The sequence below is a fragment of the Vibrio sp. 10N.261.54.A5 genome, assembly GCF_041471145.1.
In the GTDB taxonomy this organism is placed as follows: domain Bacteria; phylum Pseudomonadota; class Gammaproteobacteria; order Enterobacterales; family Vibrionaceae; genus Vibrio; species Vibrio crassostreae_C.
Genome location: NZ_JBFRNU010000016.1, coordinates 41,613 through 62,840, shown reverse-complemented (window position 1 = coordinate 62,840; position 21,228 = coordinate 41,613). Strand labels below are relative to the sequence as shown.

The following is a 21,228-nucleotide window of genomic DNA, read 5'->3' as shown; positions in this document are numbered from 1 at the left end:
ACATCCCCCTTACTTCACAACAATGGTGATAGTTGCAACAGGGTTTAACCATCGATGGCTACTGCTATCGAGGTCACTGATGCCGCCCGCCGCATCACCATCACCAATGTTACCTGGATGAATATGAACCTTAGCGTTTGATACTGCCGTTTCTACACCTGTGCCACCAGCGCCAAAGGTAATGAATGGAGGGTTCGGCATACTGCCCGCCAGCTCATCATTGGCTTCTGTGCCTGCGTCATAACCATTTAGAGTCGCTTTGTAGGTGCCCGCTTGAGTTGGGATCTTCCAGCTATCTAGACCAACAAAGCCGTCGTTTGTCGGCAGCAACATTGCACCCAATGATAGGTACTCTAAATCACCAGTACTGATATCAAACGTAGTTGCGACGCCTGGATTGAGGATGCCGGCCGCTGGGTTCTCAACCACCACGCCTCCCGCGTTGGCAATGACACCAGATAAACCTGAAATATCGCCACCTTCGGCCATGGACTCTAGTTCCGAAGAAGCCGTTTCACCCGTTCTAAACATGAACAAGCTTGAGTCATGAGCCGCCGCTAAGATAGGCGTAAAGTAGATCCCTTTCGTTGCATTAGTGACAGTGACTTCAAGCTCAGCAGCCTGAACTTGAGCCGCTCCGAAGGCCAACATAGCCGAGCTGATCACTAAGCTGATTTGAGTACGTTTATTCATTTTGATTCCATCCTTTATCGAGTCCTATCGTTGCCAACAAAACGAATAACAGCGATATACCGTTACCTTTGCCAGAACGAACTGTGGTGTTGTTGACTCTAAGAATGACGATCAAATCTATCAGCAACTTCATTGAATTCTCATAAAACTCTCACAAGTTTATCCAAACTTATTACTGCAAATAAAAATAGCGATAAAGTACTAATATTTAATCGAAAAATATCAATTTATCATTTACGTCAGAAGGGATAGAAAAGAAGATAAAGAATAGAAATGGAACGAATAAAACGCAAAAAGGCCGAATCGATTTAACGATTCGGCCTTTATTCTAGCGTACTGTTGTTACTCTTTCCTAAGCCGTATTTGGCCTTTCAATCGAGCTAACAACACAACATCAAATTAGAACGCGTAGTTTGCGTCAATCAGTTCGCTAACTTCCACTTTGCTTACTTCAGCACGAGCTTCAAGCCATTGAGCAACTTGCAGTTGTTCTGCTTCTGTTACTGAACGGTAGCGCTCAATTGAGCATAAGAAACCTTCAAACAGCTCAAGGCCGCCGCCACCAAAGCACAGACCGATGCTGTCGATGAAATCAATGAACTCATCAATGAACACATCGTATTGATCAAAATCAGTAATCGATGTCTTGCAGCTTACTTCAAAACCCAGAATCGCGAATTCACCTAGGTATAGCTTTTTGCGTAGGCGACGATTTTTGTTTTCGATTTTATCTAATTTCATAACTGCCTCTCTTTTCGTTTGATAAAGCATTTATACACAGTTCCACATCAATCCCCAAGAGTTTTGTATTACACAAGGGTGTTAATGGCAAAAATCGTGCTACAGAAACAAAACCTTAATCAAATCTATAAAAATCTGTCACTTAACTGCTTCACGATTAGTCACACATTGACCCAACTTATTAACCAATTAGTTAGTAGGTGGGTAAGTCATGAATAACGAATAATAAAATCAGCCAATAGGAAGCAGTCGAGATGAGCAAGGAAACATTTGATAGCACTCGTTTTAATAAGAGCAAAAACAAACCCTTCGAAGAAGTTTTAGATGCGAACCTTTCAAGAAGAAATGTTCTCAAAGGCGGTTTAGGCATCAGTGCAATGACGGCGTTTGGTGCTTTTGGTTTAGCAGGCCACAGCACAGCGCACGCGGCGACAGCATCATCTAGCGCACCGCAAAAAAGCACTGCTACACTTGCATTCGAATCGGTTAAAGGCTCACTGACAGACAGTGTCGTTGTGCCAAAAGGCTATACAGCACAAGTATTGGTTCCTTGGGGTACTCCACTTAACAAGCAAGGCAATGCTTGGTTAAAAGATGGAACCAACAACGCACAAGATCAAGCAAACTCACTGGGCATGCACCACGACGGCATGCACTTCTTCCCGCTTAATGGCAACAGCAACGACGGTTTGTTGGTGATTAATCACGAATACATCGACCAAAAAGCACTGCACGCTAATGGTCCTACATACGATGAAGGCAACCGCCCTAGCCTTGATGAAGTACGTAAAGAGATCAACGCACACGGCGTGAGTGTGGTTCGTGTAAAACTTGAAGGCAACCAATGGGTGATGGTCGATAACGATCCTCTGAACCGCCGCTACACAGGCGCGACCGTAATGGATCTGTCTGGTCCTGTTGCACACAGTGAATTTACCAAAACCAAGTTCTCACAAGACGGCAGCCAAGCTCGTGGCACGTTGAACAACTGTGGTAATGGCTACACACCATGGGGCACTTACCTAACGTGTGAAGAAAACTGGCCGGGTTATTTCGTTAACAAAGGCGAGACAACACCAGCGCAAGAACGTATTGGTATCGCTACCGACAAAACACGTTACGGTTGGGACACGCTTTCTGGTGACAAACAAGAACGCCTAGACGAATTTGCTCGCTTTGACGTAACACCAACAGGTGAGTCAGCAATGGACGATTACCGTAACGAAGCACACGGTCACGGCTACATTGTTGAAATCGACCCATACACAGCAAACTCTCGCGCTAAGAAACGTTCTGCACTGGGTTGTTTCCGTCACGAAGGCTGTACGTTTGGTAAGTTGACCGAAGGCGAGCCAATCGTATTCTACTCTGGTCACGATTCTCGCTTTGAATACCTATACAAATTTGTTTCTGAAGAGAAATGGGACCCGCGTGACGCAGAACCGAGTAATCGCCTAAGTGCGGGTGACAAGTACATGGATAAAGGCACGCTGTATGTGGCTAAGTTCAACGATGACGGTTCAGGTACTTGGCTACCACTAACGTTGGGCAGCAAGACTACAAACGGCGGTAAGCTAGGTGATTCATTTGACTCTCAAGCAGCGCTTATCATCAATACAGCAGGCGCTGCCGACCTTGTTGGTGCAACGCCAATGGATCGCCCTGAATGGTGCTCTGTTGACCCAATGACAGGTACGGCTTACCTAACGCTGACTAATAACAACAAGCGTAAAGAAGCGAACTCTGCAAACCCTCGCGTAGACAACAAGTTCGGTCATGTTATCCGTTGGGATGAAGGCAAAACGGCAGGCGAGTTCGATTGGGATATCTTCGTATTTGGTTCACCAGCAGTGGAAGACAAGTCTATTAACCGCTCTGGTCTAACAGACATGAACCAGTTCGCGAGTCCTGACGGCTTAGCGTTTGATGCTCGTGGTATTTTATGGATTCAGACAGATAATGGCGCAGACGAAGTCACTGGCTACACCAATGACCAAATGCTGGCAGTGGTTCCATCTCAATTAACGGATGACCAAGGCAACAGCGCGGTAATTGATGCAAACAATCAAGCGCAGCTAAAGCGTTTCTTTGTGGGACCAAACGGATGTGAAGTAACAGGCTTTACCATCAGCCCAGATTTCAAGTCACTGTTTGTGAACATTCAACACCCGGCAAACTGGCCATCGTCTGAAGATGCAACCGCACAAACTCAAGGCAAAGTCCGCCCAAGAGCATCTACGGTTGTGATTCGTCGAGAAGACGGCGGTGAAATCGCGGTTTAAATATACAACGCAGGCTAAGATCAGAAACATTTCTGTTATCTAGTCTCTGTTCGCTAGCTAAGTAAAATCAAAAAGAGCGATAAGGCCAAATGCCCTATCGCTCTTTTTATATTCTATGCATTCTTCGGTTTAAGTAAGAATCCGAATTTTCAAAACTCACCGTAATCCTAAGTCGTCATCATCCCACGTACGCGTCACCCTCGAGAAGGAGGAACGACTGAGTCGGGGATCTCTGCTCGTTGTAGGCTAACCAGAATTAGCTCACGAACAACCAAACACCAACGCCCATCATCAACGTACCTGCAATGCGGTTCATCAACTTAACATTGTCGGCTTTGCCCAGCATATGCTTTAAGCTCTTTCCGCCTGTCGCGTATAAGGTCATGCAAACAAACTCAGAAACCAGAATGATTGACACGAGAATGAACAACTGCGGTGCTAAGTCTTTATTGCTGTCAATAAAAGGAGGCAGCAAAGAAATCATAAACGCCCAGCCTTTTGGGTTCGCAATTGCAGTGACAAAACCTTGAACCACCAAGTCCCAATCATTGCTGACTTTTGTTGTTTGGTTGTCAGTACTGATCGCCAGTTTGCCTCTCGAACGCCACATCTGAACGCCTAAATAAAACAGGTAACCCGCACCAACAAATTTAAAGCCCGTAAATAGCCATGGGTAATTCAACATGATCGAAGCGATACCCAATACCGCGGCAATAGAAACCACAGCGACACCAGCCAGTTCACCGATCATCATCCATAATGTACGCTTGTATCCAACACTCATTCCAAGTGTCAACGCCAAAGTCATACACATACCGGGCGTGATTGACACGAAGAAAAACGTGGGAATAAAAGCCCAAAGTAGTGCGCTATCCATATTATTACCTTATCGACTTGTTTTTATTTATTAGTTCTTGTTTCTTGATCGGGCTTGAAATGAAGCGAGGTTGAAACGAAGCAGTAATGACAATAAACAATATTGCGATCAATACAAACAAAAAGAGCCACATAACAGTGGCTCTTTTCAATCACCAACCGTAATTACTTACGACGGTTTTTAATTCGCTTCATCATAGTCAAACGACGTTCAGCGCTTGCTTGATCTTGTGGCTCTTCGTTCGCGTTGTTCTTACGACCCTGACGGTTTTTGTAAGCCGATTTAGTGTTCAGCTTCTCGATGTAAGCATCACGTTTCTTCGGTTCATAACCCGGTTGTTCAACACGACGAATGCGCTGTTGAATCAGTTTTTCAACTTGAACGACAGTCAGCTCTTCTTCGCGGTTAACGAAAGAGACAGCGTGACCTTGCTTACCTGCACGACCTGTACGGCCAATACGGTGAACATAGTCTTCTGCTAGGAAAGGCATGTCGTAGTTAATTACGTGTGGTAAGTCTTCGATATCAAGACCACGAGCCGCAACGTCGGTTGCTACCATTACACGCGCTTTACCTTCTTTAAAATCGTCTAGAGCACGACGACGAGCACTTTGCGCTTTATCACCGTGACACAATACTGCTTTAATGCCGTCTAGCTTAAGCTCTTTAACTACATCGTTCGCTGTTTCTTTGTAGTTAACAAAAACAAGCACTTGGCGCCAGTTTTTACGACCAATCAGCTCAGAAAGCAGTTCTGTTTTACGCTCTTGATCCACTGGGTAAACCACGTGGCCGACAGTAGCAGCCGTTGAGTTTTCGCGCTCAACACTAATACGTTTTGGTTTACGCAGAATATCAACAGACAGTTGGTTTAACTGAGTAGAAGTCGTTGCAGAGAACATCATGATTTGCGGTGATGTTTCTACATCCAACATGATCTTACGAACGGCATTGATAAAGCCCATATCAAGGATACGGTCAGCTTCATCAAATACTAGAAATTCTAGGTTAGCAATAGACACGTTACCCGCTTCTAAGTGCTCTTCTAAACGGCCAGGTGTTGCAACCAAAATATCCACACCCAGTTCTAGTTGACGAACTTGTGAAGACATCTTGTTACCACCGTAAACCGCAGAAACACTTAGATCTGTGTATTTAACGTAGTCTTTAATGTTTTGAGCGATCTGCGCAGCAAGCTCACGAGTTGGAGCAAGAATAAGGCCGCGAGCCGTTCCTCTAGACGCCTTTTTACCGCTGTTCAAAAGGTGTTGGATAACAGGCAATGAAAATGCCGCTGTTTTACCCGTACCGGTTTGAGCAGTAGCAAAAATATCATGGCCTTTACGAGCCATTGGAATCGCTTTTTGTTGAATTGGAGTGAGTTTTTCATAACCACACTCAGTCAACGCTTTGACTAATTCAGGAGCAAAACCTTGAGAGGAAAATGACATTGTTACGGGTTCCTTAAGCAGACAGCCTACATTCTTATTTCAGCCGAGCACTATAAAGTAATTAGAGTGATTTATCTCACATTTATCGTGATATAACGCAAACTTTCTCATTTAATCTGGTGTTTATCCCGCCTTCAACGAGGTAAACACCAAGATCCTTGGTTCAAACAGCAAAAACAGGGCTATTTGATGCCACACAGCTTGAGTAGAATCTGCTCGAGATCGCCCCATGGCATGAGCTGCGAGTCGATCACTTCCAGTCGAGATTCAAAGCCATCAAGCGTAATTTCGTTCACAGACACGACTTGATTCGCCACATTGAATGCGTAGCAACCTTGGTCGGTGTTCACGACAGCTTTTACACGCTCGGCCGTTAGATCTGACAACATAGAGAATAGCGCATCGAAGTCGAACTTATGCTCTGCGCCAAACAACCAACCACAACTGAAATAGCCCTGTCCTTTATTCTCTTTACGGATGAAAGCTTCACCAGGAGGAAGTTGGAATTGAGGCTCTTGTTCAGCGTGATCGTGATGATGCGCTTCAATATGAGATGAAGCACTGCCGTATACTCTTTCAATGTCTAACACTTCCAATGGCACTTCACCATCGTGAATTAGCTTATGGAAGACTTTTGCTGGCGTTTGATCCGTCACCCAATCATTGAACACATCGATGTCTTCAGAATGAACAAGGTCAACCTTAGTACCAAGAATCACATCTGCACTATTTAGTTGATCATTAAAATTCTGATTCGAGGTGTACTTTTCATTAGACAGATTTCGTGGGTCAACCAAACCAAGCGTCGCTTTTAAATCGACATATGGTGTGTACTGATCGGAAGTCAGTGTCGCTATAACCTGTTTAGGGTGACCAAGCCCTGTCGGCTCAATCAATAAACGGTCTGGCTTTTGGCGAAGTAAGGCATTAATACCCACTGACATAGGCACGCCCGCAGTACAGCACATGCATCCACCCGGCACTTCTTTAATCAAAGCGCCTTGATCTGTCATTAATGCACCGTCAATACCGATTTCCCCGAACTCATTAACCAGAACAGCCCAGTTTTCATTCTCAGGTTTATTTTTTAGCAGGTTTAAGATGGCTGTCGTTTTACCAACACCCAAGAAACCCGTAATGATGTTTGTAGGAACTTTTTTAGTCATATCAGTTCTCCTTTTTAAGGGAGTATATACTCAATCACCAAAAAGTTGACCCCAATCGATTGTTTACACTGAGATTCGTTAATAGAGGTTGGCGCGAAAATAATCAGAAGAGATAAAGCAGTAGAAGCGGAATGAGGAAATGAATGCTCCAGACGAACTAAAGGCGTACTTACTCAGTACGCCTCACCCTCGTTACTCAATCGTGAGTTCGCGAATCAGGAAGCCTTAAATATCGACCTGAACATTTAACGAGGAACTAAAACTTTGTTTCTGAATCCATCCAAATTGTGTGTAAAACCTCACTTCTCCTTGCGGTTCGTTATGTTGCTTTACAATTTAACTATGGTTCATTTTTGGGGATATTCAAGCCACCACCAGAGAATCGATCAAAATTGTGACGGCGATTCCACAATTGCCCATAGATTCCATTTATGTAACACGCACATTCCATAAATGAAATTCAACTTTTCATCTTTGTTGCTATAGGATATGCGGAGGAAGCGTATAATTTAATGCAACCCCGCCTTAACTCATTCAGGAAACTTATTTCTATGACCAGAAGAGAGAAAATTAAGCAGTCCTTATTAGCAAAAATGCCAAGGGATGCTATTAATCAATTTCTCTCAAGAGATAAGACCCCAGCTTCAGTTCTCTTTCTTTCTTGTATTGTCGGTGTACTTGCTGGCGTAGTGGGTACCTATTTCGAAGTCGCGGTTCATTTCATCACAGAAACTCGTACCGATTGGCTTAAAGATGAAATCGGTAGCTATTTACCCCTTTGGTTGGCCGCTTTCCTTATTAGTGCTGCATTCGCCTTTATTGGCTATTTCCTCGTTCATCGCTTTGCTCCAGAAGCTGCTGGTTCAGGTATCCCTGAAATCGAAGGTGCAATGGACGGCATGCGCCCTGTTCGATGGTGGAGAGTATTACCCGTAAAATTCTTTGGCGGCATGGGCGCGTTAGGCTCTGGTATGGTTTTAGGCCGCGAAGGGCCAACCGTTCAAATGGGCGGCAGTATCGGTCGTATGGTCACAGATATCTTTCGAGTCAAAGATGATGACACTCGCCATTCACTGTTGGCTTCAGGTGCCGCTGGTGGCTTAGCCGCCGCATTCAATGCACCGCTAGCTGGCATCATGTTTGTGGTTGAGGAGATGAGACCACAGTTTCGCTACTCACTCATATCAATCAAAGCCGTCATCATCTCAGCAGTTTCAGCCAACATTGTATTTCGTTCTATCAATGGCCAATCTGCCGTTATTACAATGCCTCAGTACCAGCCGCCTGAACTCGACGCACTTTGGTTATTCTTATTGTTAGGAGTGTTATTCGGTCTGTTTGGTGTAATTTTCAATAAGCTGATTACGCTTTCCCAAGACCTGTTTGTGGCGATCCACAAGAATGACCGTAAACGCTACTTGATGACAGGTACCCTACTTGGTGGTTGCTTTGGCTTGTTGCTGCTCTATATACCTGAATTAACTGGTGGTGGTATTGGTATCATCCCGAACATCACGAATGGCAGCTACAGCGCCAATGTGTTGCTGTTGATTTTCTTAGGCCGAGTCCTCACTACTCTGCTTTGTTTCGGCTCTGGTGCGCCAGGCGGTATCTTTGCACCAATGCTTGCGCTAGGAACACTCTTTGGTTATGCGTTCGGGCTTATCGCAGCGGCATTCTTTCCCGAACTGAATATTGAACCGGGTATGTTTGCCATTGCTGGCATGGGAGCATTATTTGCCGCCACCGTGCGAGCGCCTATCACTGGCATACTGTTGGTTATCGAAATGACCAATAACTACTACCTGATCCTGCCGTTGATCATCACCTGCTTAGGTGCGGTAATCATTGCTCAAATGTTAGGTGGGCAGCCAATTTACAGTCAACTGCTTAACCGTACGCTGAAAAACGAAAAACTAAGACAACAAGATCTCCCTCAACAAGAGGAAGTACGTTAATTACAAATGACTCATGAAACAAAAGCACACATTCAACGTGCTTAATCTCCCGATTCCGTATCAAAATCAAAAAAGCAAACGTTAAACTTGGTATCATCCACTCAAAATTAGTTGAGTGCCCTCAAAATCTATTGATGGAAGACCTACACACTCTAACTAAGGCAAATAGTCCAATATTCTGTAATTAACTAAGTCGGAGCAAGTCGTTGAACTGGAGAAGATTAACCCAAGTAAAAAATGTGCCGCCATCTCAGGCGTCTTTAGCACTTGGCGTTATTGGGTTAGGACAAGCTTGGGCGTTATATATCCCGGGCATTGGTGAGATAATTCGTCCCTACCTCGCTGCATTCGGCGCGCTATTATTGCTGCCTGTTTTACTGCGCTATTTAACGAGCTTTAATACCTTCCTTAATGATATTCGCCACCCGTTAAGCGGAAGCTTGATGGCACCAATGAGCATGGCTTTACTGATTCTGTGCGACTATTTAGCCGAGATATCGCCAGCTATCGCCTACCCAGTTTGGTTCTGCGCGCTATTGCTTCACTTTACCATGATGGTGTTGTTCTTCAGTTTTCAGATCATCAACTTCAAAATGTCGAACATTGTACCGAGTTGGTTTCTGTATCCGGTCGGTTTGATCAGCAGTTCCTTAGCTGGCACACAGTTCGGGCACACCGTATTTTCAGAAACACTTGCGGTCACTTGTATTGGTATCTATTTCCTTATGTTGCCAGTGGTGTTGTACCGCTTGGTGTTCGAAGGCAATCTTCCTCGCCGAGCAAGACCAACACTCGCTATCATGGCAGCTCCGGTTAACTTATCTTTAGCCGCTTACTTGGTTAACTTCGACAACCCAGACCCGATTCTAACAGGTGCATTGGCGGGCATTGCCATCACCATGACTTTGTTGATTTACTTGTGTTACATCCGCCTGATGCGTTTGAAGTTCCAACCTTCGATTGCTGCCGTCACCTTCCCATCTGTGATCAGCGCTATTGCCATGCATCGTCTAACTACATTTTTCGGCGCGGAATACCCACAATGGTATTGGCTACACAAGTTTGGTTTCTTTGAGCTAACCATCGCCACCATTCTAGTGATTTGGGTTGCCGGTGGTTACGTAAAAATGTACTGGCCTGAGTTTTTCGATTCCGACTACATGTCCAAGAAGATGAAACGTTCTTAGATAGAAGCGAAAAGATCTTAGCTGAACCATCGTGTTCTGCAGTAGTCGATGATGTCAGACAAAACCAACCAAACCCAAAAAGGCCTCACACTGTGAGGCCTTTGAATAGGCAAGGTATTAATAGTTCAGGCTAGTGTTACTAGAAATGCCGAGACCTATTAGAAGTTAGCGTGAGGGCCGAATACTTCGTAGTGAACGCGTGAACGGTCAACTTTCATTGCATCTAGCTGCTCTACGATGTTCTTCATGAAACCAACAGGACCACAGATGTAGAAATCGCTCTCTTCAAAGCCTTTAGTATCAGAGATAGACGCTAGATCCATTTGACCTTGATGCGTGTTTTCACATGCAGATTCATCTTTGTTCATGTACCACGTTTTCGCTTCCCAACCTTTGTCGGCAACAATATCTTTAACACGAGTCGTGAAAGAGTGTTGGCCTACGTTCTCACAAGCGTGAAGGTAAAGTACTGGCTCGTTTTTATCTTCCGTGTTTAGGAACTCAAGCATAGACTGCATTGGCGTTACACCAACACCTGCAGAGATAAGTGTTACTGGCTTGCTGCGCTCTTGATACATGAAGTCACCCGCTGGTGCGTATAGGCTAACCTCATCACCAACAGCAACCGTATCGTGTAGGTGGTTAGATACAACGCCTTGTGTCTCTTGGCCTTGTCCTTCACGTTTAACAGAAATACGGTATTGCTTGCCGTTTGGCTTATCAGACAGTGAGTATTGACGAATCTCGCTGTATTGAGAGCCTTCTGGTTTCACTTCGATACCGATGTATTGACCTGGTGTGTAATCCAGAACTTCACCGCCGTCTTTTGGCTGAAGGATAAAGCTTGTTACTAGCGCTGACTCTTCGATTTTGTCTGCAATCACAAACGCACGCGCTGCTTCCCAACCACCAACAGCTTGCTTACGCTGTAGGTAAAGTTCAGCTTCACGATCGATGAATACTTGCGCCAAGAATAGGTAAGCGGCTGTCCATGCTTCTTCCACTTCTGGAGTAAAGGCGTCAGCAGCTAGTTCACGTAATGTCTCAATCAGGTGCAAACCAACAATTTGGTAGTGCTCTGGTTGAATGTTAAAGCTTGTGTGTTTCTGAGCAATACGTTCAACGGCAGTTGTTAACGCTGCTAGATTTTCAATGTTCTTTGCATATGCCGCGATAGCTTCAAACAGTGCTACGCCTTGGCGACCTGTTCTTTGGTGAGTCATATTGAAGATATCTTTCAACTCAGGGTTATGCGTGAACATACGTTGATAAAAATGCTGAGTTAAAGCTGGGCCTGCGCTCTCAAGTAGAGGAATAGTAGATTTGATGATTTCGATATGTGCATTGTTAAGCATGAATTTACTCCGAACACTGAGCCTTATGACCTATATGTCATTTTGACTACTAAAAATTAAGAATGACTTATCGATTTTCTGAAACCTTAGTTATTTTTAGAAACTGAGTTATTTTGACTCGTTTTCATTTCAAAAAATCGCGAAACCTGATTAATGCAACCTGATTGATTGAGATCAAGAATAGTCTGTTTAATCAGCGCTATAATTGGGCTTCTCTGTATCTTCTGCACAATCAGTGCCAACTTTATCAATCCCCGTCATTACTGGTTTTCTTCTCAAAACTCATCTTATAAAAATGTCAAAAAGACCTTTTTTTTAAGTCAATAAGACTCTATTGTGTAGATAAACACACACAGTTAGAGTTTTTTATGCAAGATATCTCCGCATCTACCCTCATGGAAATGACCATTGGCCTCGCAAGTGGTGTCAACGATCAAGATCGTTTCAATCGCCTGATCGATGCCATTCGCAAAACCATAACGTGTGATTGTGTCGCGCTTTTAAGCCTTCAAGGCGACACGCTAGTACCTATCGCAATGCAAGGGCTCAGCCGAGATACGTTCGGTCGTCGCTTTATCATTTCAGAACACCCACGGTTTGAAGAGATCTGCGCGTCTCGCTCTCCTGTTCGTTTCGATGCTGACAGCTCCTTACCCGATCCTTTCGATGGTTTGCTTATTGACCATGATGGCGATTTACCAATGCATGCTTGTATGGGCTTGCCTTTGCTATTTGGCGATAAGCTCTTAGGTATTCTGACTCTAGACAGCTTGAAACCTGATGTCTTCGCGAATATTCCGGCGCGTAACCTTGAAGTACTGGCAGCTATTGCAGCCTCAACCATGCAGATGGCACTGACCTTCTCGCAACTTGAGCATCAAGCAAAACAGTCAAAGCAATTACTCGAAGAATTGAACGTAGAAGCGTGGGAACGTGACGGCGGTGAGTTGATTGGTAACAGTGACACCATGGTCGCGCTTAAGAACGACATCGCTGTTGTAGCTCCATCTGAGTTTAATATCTTGATTCATGGTGACACCGGGGTTGGTAAAGAGCTTGTGGCTCGCACCCTGCACCACCAATCTCAACGTAAACGTAACCCGCTCGTCTACGTAAACTGTGCTGCGATTTCTGAAAACTTAGTAGAGAGTGAACTGTTTGGTCACGTTCGTGGCGCGTTCACTGGCGCAGACAAAAACCGCTTAGGTAAATTTGCTTTAGCCGATGGTGGCACACTGTTCCTTGATGAGATTGGTGAATTGCCTTTGGCCGCTCAAAGTAAGCTCCTACGTGCGCTGCAAAACAACGAAATCCAACCGGTTGGCCAAGACAACATTCAAACCATTGATGTGCGAGTATTGGCAGCGACAAACCGAGATCTAAAACAAGAAGTTGAAGACGGTCGATTCAGAGCCGATTTGTACCACCGATTGAGTGTGTATCCTATCGCGGTGCCAGCACTGAAAGATCGTGGTGACGACATCAGCCTATTAGCGGGTTTCTTCTTAGAACAAGCGCGTCGTAAGCTTGGTATCAACCAAGTTAAGTTCCGCTCCGACGTTCTTTCTTTCCTAAACCGTTATGGTTGGCCGGGTAACGTGCGTGAACTTGAGCATGTGATCAGTCGTTCCGCATTGAAAGCGTTAGCGCGCAGCACCAATAAAAACCTGGTGACAATCACCAAGGAAGATTGTGGTCCTCTAGACCAAGATCAGCCAATTGCGACGACTCAGGTGAAAAACACACCATTATCGACACCAACGATCGACCTTTCTGCAGGGCTACGTGGTGCAACGGACGATTTTCAACGCAGTATCATTACTGAGGTGTTGGAAGATGCCAACTTTAACTGGGCACAAGCAGGGCGAGTTCTGAAAACAGACCGAGCAAATCTGACTCGACTGTCTAAGCGTTTAGGGCTAAATGTGGCTAAGTCTCATACGATCGAACGGACAAAATAGATATTAGCGGTTTGTTGCGAGCATCTGACAAAACTTGTGTATATAATGCTGCAAATTGTAACGCTAATTTTAAATATGTAGAGAGAGTTATGAAGTTTATCCGTTGGTTCTTAGGTCGTGTCATCTTGTTATTGAATTTTGTTTTCAGCCCACGTGGTGTGAAGCGTTCTCAAGAAGAACAAAGCAAAGTAAATGAGCAAGCAAAAACGCACACGTTATACCAATTCGAAGCGTGCCCATTTTGTGTGAAAGTGCGCCGCGCGATGAAACGTCAGTCGGTTCAATTTGAACTTCGTGATGCAAAAAACAACGAGCAACACCGTGCTGAGCTTGAAGCTGGCGGCGGTCGTGTGAAAGTGCCTTGTCTACGTATCGAAAAAGACGGTAAAACTGAGTGGATGTACGAATCTTCAGATATCGTGACTTACTTAGAAAAGCAGTTTGCATAAGCAACAAAAGTCAGATACAAAAAATCCCTCGAATGTGAGGGATTTTTTATGTCTGTTATTTGGCGTTAATCGCTTCAAATTGGGCGCGAAAGTTCAAACGACTACTTCGTGACAATCAGCATCAATTCAACACGGCGGTTACACGCCTTGCCTTGCGCAGAAGCGTTCGTACAAGCTGGAACATACTCACCGAAGCCACGAGTATAGATGGAACGACTTGATACGTAGTTACTCTCTAATCGAGCCTTCACTTCTTTTGCTCGCTGCTCTGAAAGCGGATCATTGATTCGATCTGTGCCCGTGTTATCGGTGTGCCCTTCAATCACCACATCAATATCTTGGCGTTGAGCAAGGTAGCTGCCTAGCGTATCTAGCCATTGATTATACGCTGGCTCAGGGAATGCTGAACCTGTTTTAAAGTTCACGTGCTGCTCAAGCTTTACCATCACATGGTTACCCGGCAACACTTCAAAATCGATGCGGTTTTGTCTTAAAAAGACTTCCAGTGGGTCGTTAGTCGAAACGCCACGTCCGTAGTTGGTCGTGATGGTTCTGTGTTGATGAGTGCTACTCTGGATAGAGTACCCACGATTGCTTGCTACATGAGTCGTTTGAACCACACCCCATTCAGGATGCATCAAGTCGTAATCGGTTTGTGGTGCAGTCTCTAGCATGTCACCGCCAAGTAAGTCAGTTGGTGACGTGGCTTCACACCCAGCCAAAGCTATGCTTAACATTATCGCTAAATATCTCATTACTTCACCAACCACTCATGCAGATAAACCATTCACTAATGTCTATATCGGCACCGAGGGAAAAACTTTAGACGAAAAGAAAGCAGAACCCAAAAAAGTGCTGTTGATCACAGTTAACCGTCTACTAGCTTGTCTTCAGCCGCTAGTTCGAACTGTTTGCATTTATTTACCTTATAATTGTTTTCCAATTCGTACTAAATAGTTAGAATCTCACGACTTCTCAACGCTAGAGCAAACATTATGTTTAAACCATTTACTAAATTCATCACAGCACTCGCTGCCGTACTCATTATCGCGGGTTGTAGTGAAACAGACGAGCCACAAAAAGGCGTTCAATACGAAGCGCTTCCTACTGCTCTAACAGAATTTAACTTGTCTCCGATCACTGAAATCTTCTCTCTTAACTGTGGTCACTGCCGTCAAATGGAAAGTGCCATTCCAGAGATTGAATCTCTAACAGACCAAACTATTGGCAAGATGCACGTGACGTTCAACGAAAGCGCTCAAATCAGCGCAATGATCTACTACACAGCAGTGATGCAGCTTGATGCGACGCCTGACCACGCATTCATGGACGACCTATTTGGTGCCGTTCAAATGGGTGCAGATGCAACACCTGAGCAGCGTCAACAAGCACTAGAGACAGCGTTTACTTCTCGTGGTTTGGTTAGCCCATACCAGCTGAATAAAGAACAGCAAGTCGCTCTTTTCGACTACGTTAAGCAAGCAGAAGAGATCTCAGTAAAAGGTCAGATCAACTCAGTACCAACCTTTATCATCAACGGTAAATACCAAGTACTAACAGCAGGTCACCAAGACGTTGCTGGCATTGCAAAAACGATCAACTACCTTTTGACTCAACCATAATCACGGCTTTAGTCAACTGATTAACACATTTTGTATTAACTACGAAATTCAGCACTCAATATAAATAGGTTTTACTATGTCTAAATTTGTCATCCCGGTCATTGTCTTTCTTTTGGCGGGTTTCATGATTTACCGTACTTGGACGAATCATAAGTCTGGCGGAGAAAACTTCGAACAAGGCCAACAATTTCTAATTGAAAACGGCACTAAAGAAGGCGTGATTACGACTGAAAGCGGTCTTCAATACCTTGTTCTTGAAGAAGGTACAGGCACAGAGCACCCAACTAAGAACAGCAAAGTAACGGTTCACTACCACGGTACGCTAATCGACGGCACTGTTTTCGACAGCTCTGTTGAGCGCGGCGAGCCAATCTCATTTGCTCTTAAGCAAGTAATTAAAGGCTGGCAAGAAGGTTTGACTTACATGGTTGAAGGCCAAAAAGTTCGTCTATTTATTCCAAGCACTCTAGCTTACGGTAAAGGCGGTTCAGGCCCTATCCCACCATCATCGACTCTGATTTTTGATGTAGAACTCATCTCTATCAAATAATCGAAGTTACTGATTTAAGCCCCAACATACGCGCTATGTCGGGGCTTTTTTATATCTGAACATTTGAAGCCTCTTTAGATATTGAGCTATTTAGCTATTTAGCTACTGTAACAACGACCAAATATACCCTCGAAAACCGACCACTAGACGACTGGTCTAATTTAACTTATAGTACCGCCCATGAACGAAAAAACGAATGACACACGCCTGCATGTTTTAGATGTTGGCTACCAATTAATAGTGAACAACGGCTTTAACGGCGTTGGCTTATCGCAATTGCTTAAAGAAGCGGACGTGCCGAAAGGGTCGTTTTACCACTACTTTAAATCGAAAGAGCAATTTGGCGAGGCTCTGATCCAGCACTATTTTGAGACCTACATCAGCAGAGTTGAAACTATTTTGGTTCATGGTGAAGGCAACCATTACCAGAGAATTGTCAGTTATTTCACTCGATGGTCACAGATTGAAAACGGCACCTGCAATGCTCATAAATGCTTGGTCGTTAAACTCAGCGCGGAAGTTTCTGATCTTTCTGATCCTATGCGCCAAGCGCTATTAAAGGGTGCAGAAAAAGTGACGAATACCATCGAACAGTGCATTGTCGGCGGTATTGAAGATGGCTCCATAAAGGTTGAAGAGAGCCAAGAAGCAGCTCAGAACCTATACTCAATGTGGTTAGGCGCCAGCTTATTGAGCAAGCTGAGCCAAAGCTCACATAGCTTACAGTCAGCTTTGAGCCTTACCGAACGAATTTTAAAAGGTGAAAGCTAATAACGCGCAGCGCGCTTTATTGGCTTTAACTTAAAAAAATCACCCGCCCTCTTATCAATTTGATGACGGCGGGATTTTTAGACAACAAGACTAGACGACTGGTCTAATTCTAAATGTATAAAATACACAATTAAGGACATCCAATGACTCAACAAGACAATCGCCGAATCGTATTGGCTTCTCGCCCAGTTGGCGCACCGACTCAAGACAACTTCCGTTTAGAGACAATAGCTGCGCCAAGCATCAAAGACGGCGAGATGTTACTTCGCTCAGTTTACCTTTCTCTAGACCCATACATGCGTGGTCGTATGAGCGATGCTAAATCCTACGCAGATCCCGTTGCGATTGATGAAGTGATGGTAGGCGCAACCGTATGTCAGGTTGAAGAATCAAACCACGCTGATTACGAAATTGGCGAGTGGGTACTGGCTTACACAGGTTGGCAAGATCTTGGTGTGTCTAACGGTGAAGGCCTTATCAAACTAGGTAAAGAACCAACGCACCCTTCTTACGCGCTTGGCATCATGGGTATGCCTGGTTTTACTGCTTACATGGGCTTGCTTGATATCGGCCAACCTAAAGAAGGCGACACGCTAGTCGTTGCAGCAGCAACAGGTGCTGTAGGCGCAACCGTTGGACAAATCGGCAAACTAAAAGGCTGTCGTGTTATCGGCGTTGCAGGCGGTCAAGAGAAGTGTCAGTACGCGAAAGAGATTCTTGGCTTTGATGAATGCATCGACCACAAAGCTGACGACTTCGCGGAGCAATTGGCTAAAGCGTGTGACAACGGCATCGACGTTTACTTTGAAAACGTTGGCGGCAAGGTATTCGATGCAGTAATGCCTCTGCTTAACACAGGTGCTCGTATTCCTGTGTGTGGCCTTATCTCTCAATACAATGCGACTTCACTGCCTGAAGGACCAGATCGTATGTCTAGCCTGATGGGTATGCTGCTTGTTAAAAGAATTAAGATGCAAGGTTTCATCATCTTTGATGACTACGCACACCGTTACAACGAATTTGCTGTTCAAATGACAGAATGGTTGTCTCAAGGCAAGATGCACTATCGTGAGCACCTGGTTGAAGGTCTAAAAAATGCGCCACAAGCATTCATGGGCCTATTGGAAGGTCAGAACTTCGGTAAGCTTGTTATCAAAACGAACTAAGCTAAATAAATTCAATAAACTGAACCCGTTAACTAGGTAGAATCATGATTACTTTGCATCACCTGAATAAGTCGCGCTCAAAGCGCATCATCTGGCTATTGGAAGAGCTTGGGGTAGATTACCAAATCAAACCCTACCAACGAGACAGTGTCACTTTTCTTGCACCACCAGAACTCAAATCCATTCACCCATTGGGTAAATCTCCTGTCATTGAAGACGATGGCGTCGTGATCACTGAATCTGGTGCTATCACGGAATACCTAATCGACAAATACGGTCAGGGTAAGTTCGCACCTACACGCGGCACCGCAAACTACGTTGAGTATTCGCAATGGCTTCACTTCGCTGAGAGTTCAGGTATTTTGCCAATGTTACTTAAGATCTTTGTGATGAAAGACGGCTGCGAAACTAACTTCCTAGGCGGTTATGCAGACGACGAAAACCAAAAGATCCTCACTTACGTGAATAATGCACTTGAAGGTAAAACCTACTTGGTTGCAGACACACTAACAGGTGCAGATTTTATGATGTCGTTCATCGTAGAAATCGTGGGTAACTTTGGTGCAACTGCGCTTTACCCTAACATCGCTAAATACGGTGAACTTTTAAAGAGCCACCCTGCTTACCAAAAAGCTGAGCAAGTAGAGCTAGAACACTCGAACTGATCGAGTTTCACTCAAACACGTGCTTGCTAGAGTAAACACAAGAAACTAAATGAAGCCAAAGCCGATTTATCTTCTGCTTTGGCTTCTCATTTGTCTTCATTTCGACAACAATACCGAACTCTAACTGAACAGCCATAGAGTTTGATCTTAATGCCAACAAACCTCGCTCAATACACACCTCTGCACCTAGCAAACACGAATGTCGATTTAGCGCTACCGACTCGTTTTACGTTTCCGTATTACTATACCCCGCACCCTGTGTGTGAATTCGCTATGCTGCAGCTTCAGCAATCACTTGTCGACTGTGGTGTGAATGAAACCTCGCAAGGTAATCTCTACGCTGTGCTTCTTGTTCAGAATCCAACCACACAAGGGTTAGGTTACCTTTCTGCGTTTTCAGGCTTGCAGTTAGATCCGGCTTTGGTCTCTCAGTTAAACAACATTCACTTTGTTCCACCAGCCTTCGATTCAAAACAGTTTCAATCTCAAAACAGTGCGAACCTTGCTCGACAATTGCAGCTCTCGGACGACATTGAAAAGCTGCAACAGTCGCACAATCTAGACACATTATTGGCCGAGCTTGAAGGGTTAAAAATCGAATCAGCAAAAGCTATCGAAGCCTTTCAGTTAGCAATGGCCGCAAACAAAGCTCAGCGTAACGAACTCAGAGAACAAGCCAATCAAGAAAAAGCCTTAGGGAATCTAGAGTCAGCGGCGAATTTGCTCAAACAACTGGGCAATCAAAGTAGCCAAGAGAAACGTGACCTAAAAGCACTTCGTATTGAGTGGAAACAGAAGATCGCAGAGCGCCAATCACAAATTGATTTGATTGAAAGCGAACTGAAAAACCGTAAGCAAGATCACCAAGCAGTTTCACAACAGTTGGAAACTCAACGCCTCTCTCACTATCGCTTTATCAATCAAGCCAAGCAATCTAAGAATTTACTCGAGTTGCTCGATGGTAAAGACGCGCTTGAAGGCTCTGGTGACTGCTGCCTACCTAAGTTGCTTAACTTTGCGTTTGAACACGGGTTCAAGCCGTTAGCATTATCTGAGTTTTGGTGGGGATTACCGCCTACAGACATCATTCGACAACACGCAAACCTCTACCCTGTTTGTCAGAGTAAAAGCTTTGAGATCCTCGAACACCAGTTAAGTGGCATAGAGCTAGAAGATAACCCGCTTATCGTGAACCCTGCGGTTGGTAAGTCTTTTAATATTGTTTATGAAGACGATGAAATCGTAGTCGTCAATAAGCCTGAAGAGTTCATGTCGGTTCCCGGTAAGTTCATCGAAGATTCAGTTTATACCCGCATAAAAGCGCGTTACCCGGATGCGACTGGTCCTTTGATTATCCATAGGTTGGATATGTCGACGTCAGGTTTGTTGATCTTGGCGCTCACGGCGGAATCAAACAAGCATATTCAGAAGCAGTTCATTAATAGAACCGTAGAGAAACGCTACACCGCTTTGTTAGATGGCGAGATAACGGGCGAATCTGGCAATATCAGCCTTCCTTTGCGCGGCGACATCACGGACAGACCAAGACAACTGGTTTGTCACCAACACGGCCGAAATACAGAGACCCATTGGCAAGTGGTTAGCACTCACAATGGCAAAACCAAGGTTCACTTGTACCCTAAAACAGGGCGAACCCACCAGCTGCGAGTGCACTGTGCTCATCCATTAGGGCTTGGTGTACCTATTCGTGGTGACGACTTATACGGATACAAACGCGAGCGCTTACACCTGCACGCTGGCTACTTAAAGTTGATTCACCCGACAACCGGTGAATGGATGGAGTTTGAAGTGCCTTCCGAGTTCTAAACTCTAACTTATCGAGCTAAGACTCTTATCTCACTCAATATTTGATCTCATAAAACGCATCAAGGTTCTACAACTGCTTAAGGTATAGAACCCTGATATTTAATTTTAATGTGATTATCACAGTTCATTAGCGTACTTTAGTTACTGAGTTCAATACTGCAGACGCCTAGCCCATCACATCTTTGCGCTGGTCAACACATTCGAAAGAGCCCATTTCGAACTCGCGACAGATCCATGGTCGGTTTTCGTAGATAGTACACATCAGTGTTTCTCTATCTACCGCAGAACACCAGCCGTCGTCTAAGCGCTTCATGGTTTCACCGCCCCATTCATCATAAGCGATGTGCTCTTCAGGTACGCCCGTATCTGTGATGATCATAACCTCTAAACGACAACAGCATGCCTGACAATTTGCACAGGTTACTTCGGGTTCGGTTACGTTCTTTATATCTATCGTCATAAGTGACTACACTGCTAAATTTTGCGTATAGTAATCGAAACCGCCCG

The 21,228-nt window shown here is 44.7% G+C and carries 20 protein-coding genes; 11 read left to right on the top strand and 9 right to left on the bottom strand.

All coding sequences use genetic code 11. The annotated features are described in order from the left end of the window. Positions 1–9: 9 nt before the first annotated feature. The 3 genes from AB4329_RS04315 to AB4329_RS04305 form a co-directional block, all read right to left on the bottom strand. A complete protein-coding gene (locus AB4329_RS04315) occupies positions 10–693 on the bottom strand; it encodes a spondin domain-containing protein (RefSeq protein ID WP_065583911.1) in 684 nt (227 codons plus the stop codon). After that, positions 686–826, bottom strand: coding sequence for a hypothetical protein (locus AB4329_RS04310; protein ID WP_017067451.1), 141 nt, complete (start codon positions 824–826; stop codon positions 686–688). The genes AB4329_RS04315 and AB4329_RS04310 overlap by 8 nt, the downstream gene beginning before the upstream one ends. Before the next feature lie 266 nt (positions 827–1,092). Further along, positions 1,093–1,434, bottom strand: coding sequence for a YggL family protein (locus tag AB4329_RS04305; protein WP_017062629.1), 342 nt, complete (start codon positions 1,432–1,434; stop codon positions 1,093–1,095). Between the two features lie 254 nt (positions 1,435–1,688). On the opposite strand from AB4329_RS04305, the gene AB4329_RS04300 reads away from it, so the two are divergent. Beyond that, positions 1,689–3,716 carry a PhoX family phosphatase gene (locus tag AB4329_RS04300; protein WP_371725294.1) on the top strand — a complete coding sequence of 676 codons (2,028 nt, stop codon included), beginning with the start codon at positions 1,689–1,691 and terminating at the stop codon, positions 3,714–3,716. Positions 3,717–3,972: 256 nt separating this feature from the next. Here the strand turns inward: AB4329_RS04300 and AB4329_RS04295 are convergent, their stop codons facing one another. The 3 genes from AB4329_RS04295 to AB4329_RS04285 all read right to left on the bottom strand — a co-directional run bounded on the left by AB4329_RS04295 (position 3,973) and on the right by AB4329_RS04285 (position 7,210). Further along, positions 3,973–4,593, bottom strand: a complete 621-nt coding sequence (locus tag AB4329_RS04295; protein ID WP_372137701.1) for a LysE family translocator — start codon at positions 4,591–4,593, stop codon at positions 3,973–3,975. A gap of 164 nt (positions 4,594–4,757) precedes the next feature. Beyond that, on the bottom strand, positions 4,758–6,044 hold the full coding sequence (locus AB4329_RS04290) for a DEAD/DEAH box helicase (RefSeq protein WP_017062632.1): 1,287 nt from the start codon (positions 6,042–6,044) through the stop codon (positions 4,758–4,760). A gap of 182 nt (positions 6,045–6,226) precedes the next feature. Continuing rightward, a complete protein-coding gene (locus AB4329_RS04285; RefSeq protein ID WP_017069160.1) occupies positions 6,227–7,210 on the bottom strand; it encodes a GTP-binding protein in 984 nt (327 codons plus the stop codon). 551 nt (positions 7,211–7,761) lie between these two features. Here AB4329_RS04285 and clcA point away from each other — a divergent pair. Then, entirely contained in the window at positions 7,762–9,168 is a 1,407-nt protein-coding gene (gene clcA / locus AB4329_RS04280; protein WP_102397989.1) for a H(+)/Cl(-) exchange transporter ClcA, read from the top strand. Between the two features lie 239 nt (positions 9,169–9,407). Continuing rightward, positions 9,408–10,355, top strand: coding sequence for a TDT family transporter (locus tag AB4329_RS04275; protein WP_017062635.1), 948 nt, complete (start codon positions 9,408–9,410; stop codon positions 10,353–10,355). Positions 10,356–10,513: 158 nt separating this feature from the next. Here AB4329_RS04275 and hmpA read toward each other — a convergent pair whose 3' ends face one another. Then, on the bottom strand, positions 10,514–11,710 hold the full coding sequence (hmpA, locus tag AB4329_RS04270; protein WP_017062636.1) for an NO-inducible flavohemoprotein: 1,197 nt from the start codon (positions 11,708–11,710) through the stop codon (positions 10,514–10,516). 368 nt (positions 11,711–12,078) lie between these two features. Here hmpA and norR point away from each other — a divergent pair, with 368 nt between their 5' ends. Further along, positions 12,079–13,671: a nitric oxide reductase transcriptional regulator NorR gene (norR, locus tag AB4329_RS04265; RefSeq protein ID WP_017062637.1), complete on the top strand. Its 1,593-nt coding sequence runs from the start codon at positions 12,079–12,081 to the stop codon at positions 13,669–13,671. 89 nt (positions 13,672–13,760) lie between these two features. Further along, positions 13,761–14,120: a glutaredoxin gene (locus AB4329_RS04260; RefSeq protein ID WP_017062638.1), complete on the top strand. Its 360-nt coding sequence runs from the start codon at positions 13,761–13,763 to the stop codon at positions 14,118–14,120. 101 nt (positions 14,121–14,221) lie between these two features. Here the strand turns inward: AB4329_RS04260 and AB4329_RS04255 are convergent, their stop codons facing one another. Next, positions 14,222–14,857, bottom strand: coding sequence for an OmpA family protein (locus AB4329_RS04255; RefSeq protein WP_029235219.1), 636 nt, complete (start codon positions 14,855–14,857; stop codon positions 14,222–14,224). A 258-nt stretch (positions 14,858–15,115) separates the two neighbouring features. On the opposite strand from AB4329_RS04255, the gene AB4329_RS04250 reads away from it, so the two are divergent. The 6 genes from AB4329_RS04250 (at position 15,116) to AB4329_RS04225 (ending at position 20,721) form a co-directional block, all read left to right on the top strand. Continuing rightward, positions 15,116–15,742, top strand: coding sequence for a thioredoxin domain-containing protein (locus tag AB4329_RS04250; RefSeq protein ID WP_017062641.1), 627 nt, complete (start codon positions 15,116–15,118; stop codon positions 15,740–15,742). Positions 15,743–15,818: 76 nt separating this feature from the next. Then, positions 15,819–16,292, top strand: coding sequence for an FKBP-type peptidyl-prolyl cis-trans isomerase (locus AB4329_RS04245; protein ID WP_017062642.1), 474 nt, complete (start codon positions 15,819–15,821; stop codon positions 16,290–16,292). A 180-nt stretch (positions 16,293–16,472) separates the two neighbouring features. Next, positions 16,473–17,063, top strand: a complete 591-nt coding sequence (locus AB4329_RS04240) for a TetR/AcrR family transcriptional regulator (RefSeq protein WP_017062643.1) — start codon at positions 16,473–16,475, stop codon at positions 17,061–17,063. Positions 17,064–17,206: 143 nt separating this feature from the next. Next, on the top strand, positions 17,207–18,229 hold the full coding sequence (locus AB4329_RS04235; protein WP_372137699.1) for an NADP-dependent oxidoreductase: 1,023 nt from the start codon (positions 17,207–17,209) through the stop codon (positions 18,227–18,229). A gap of 44 nt (positions 18,230–18,273) precedes the next feature. Continuing rightward, positions 18,274–18,894 (top strand): glutathione S-transferase family protein, encoded by a 621-nt coding sequence (locus AB4329_RS04230; RefSeq protein ID WP_017064479.1) that lies wholly within the window; start codon positions 18,274–18,276, stop codon positions 18,892–18,894. A 150-nt stretch (positions 18,895–19,044) separates the two neighbouring features. Beyond that, positions 19,045–20,721 (top strand): pseudouridine synthase, encoded by a 1,677-nt coding sequence (locus tag AB4329_RS04225; protein WP_372137698.1) that lies wholly within the window; start codon positions 19,045–19,047, stop codon positions 20,719–20,721. A 166-nt stretch (positions 20,722–20,887) separates the two neighbouring features. Here AB4329_RS04225 and AB4329_RS04220 read toward each other — a convergent pair whose 3' ends face one another. Beyond that, the gene (locus AB4329_RS04220) at positions 20,888–21,181 is read right to left on the bottom strand and encodes a YkgJ family cysteine cluster protein (protein ID WP_080582263.1); all 294 of its coding nucleotides are present in this window, start codon (positions 21,179–21,181) and stop codon (positions 20,888–20,890) included. Positions 21,182–21,228: the final 47 nt, after the last annotated feature.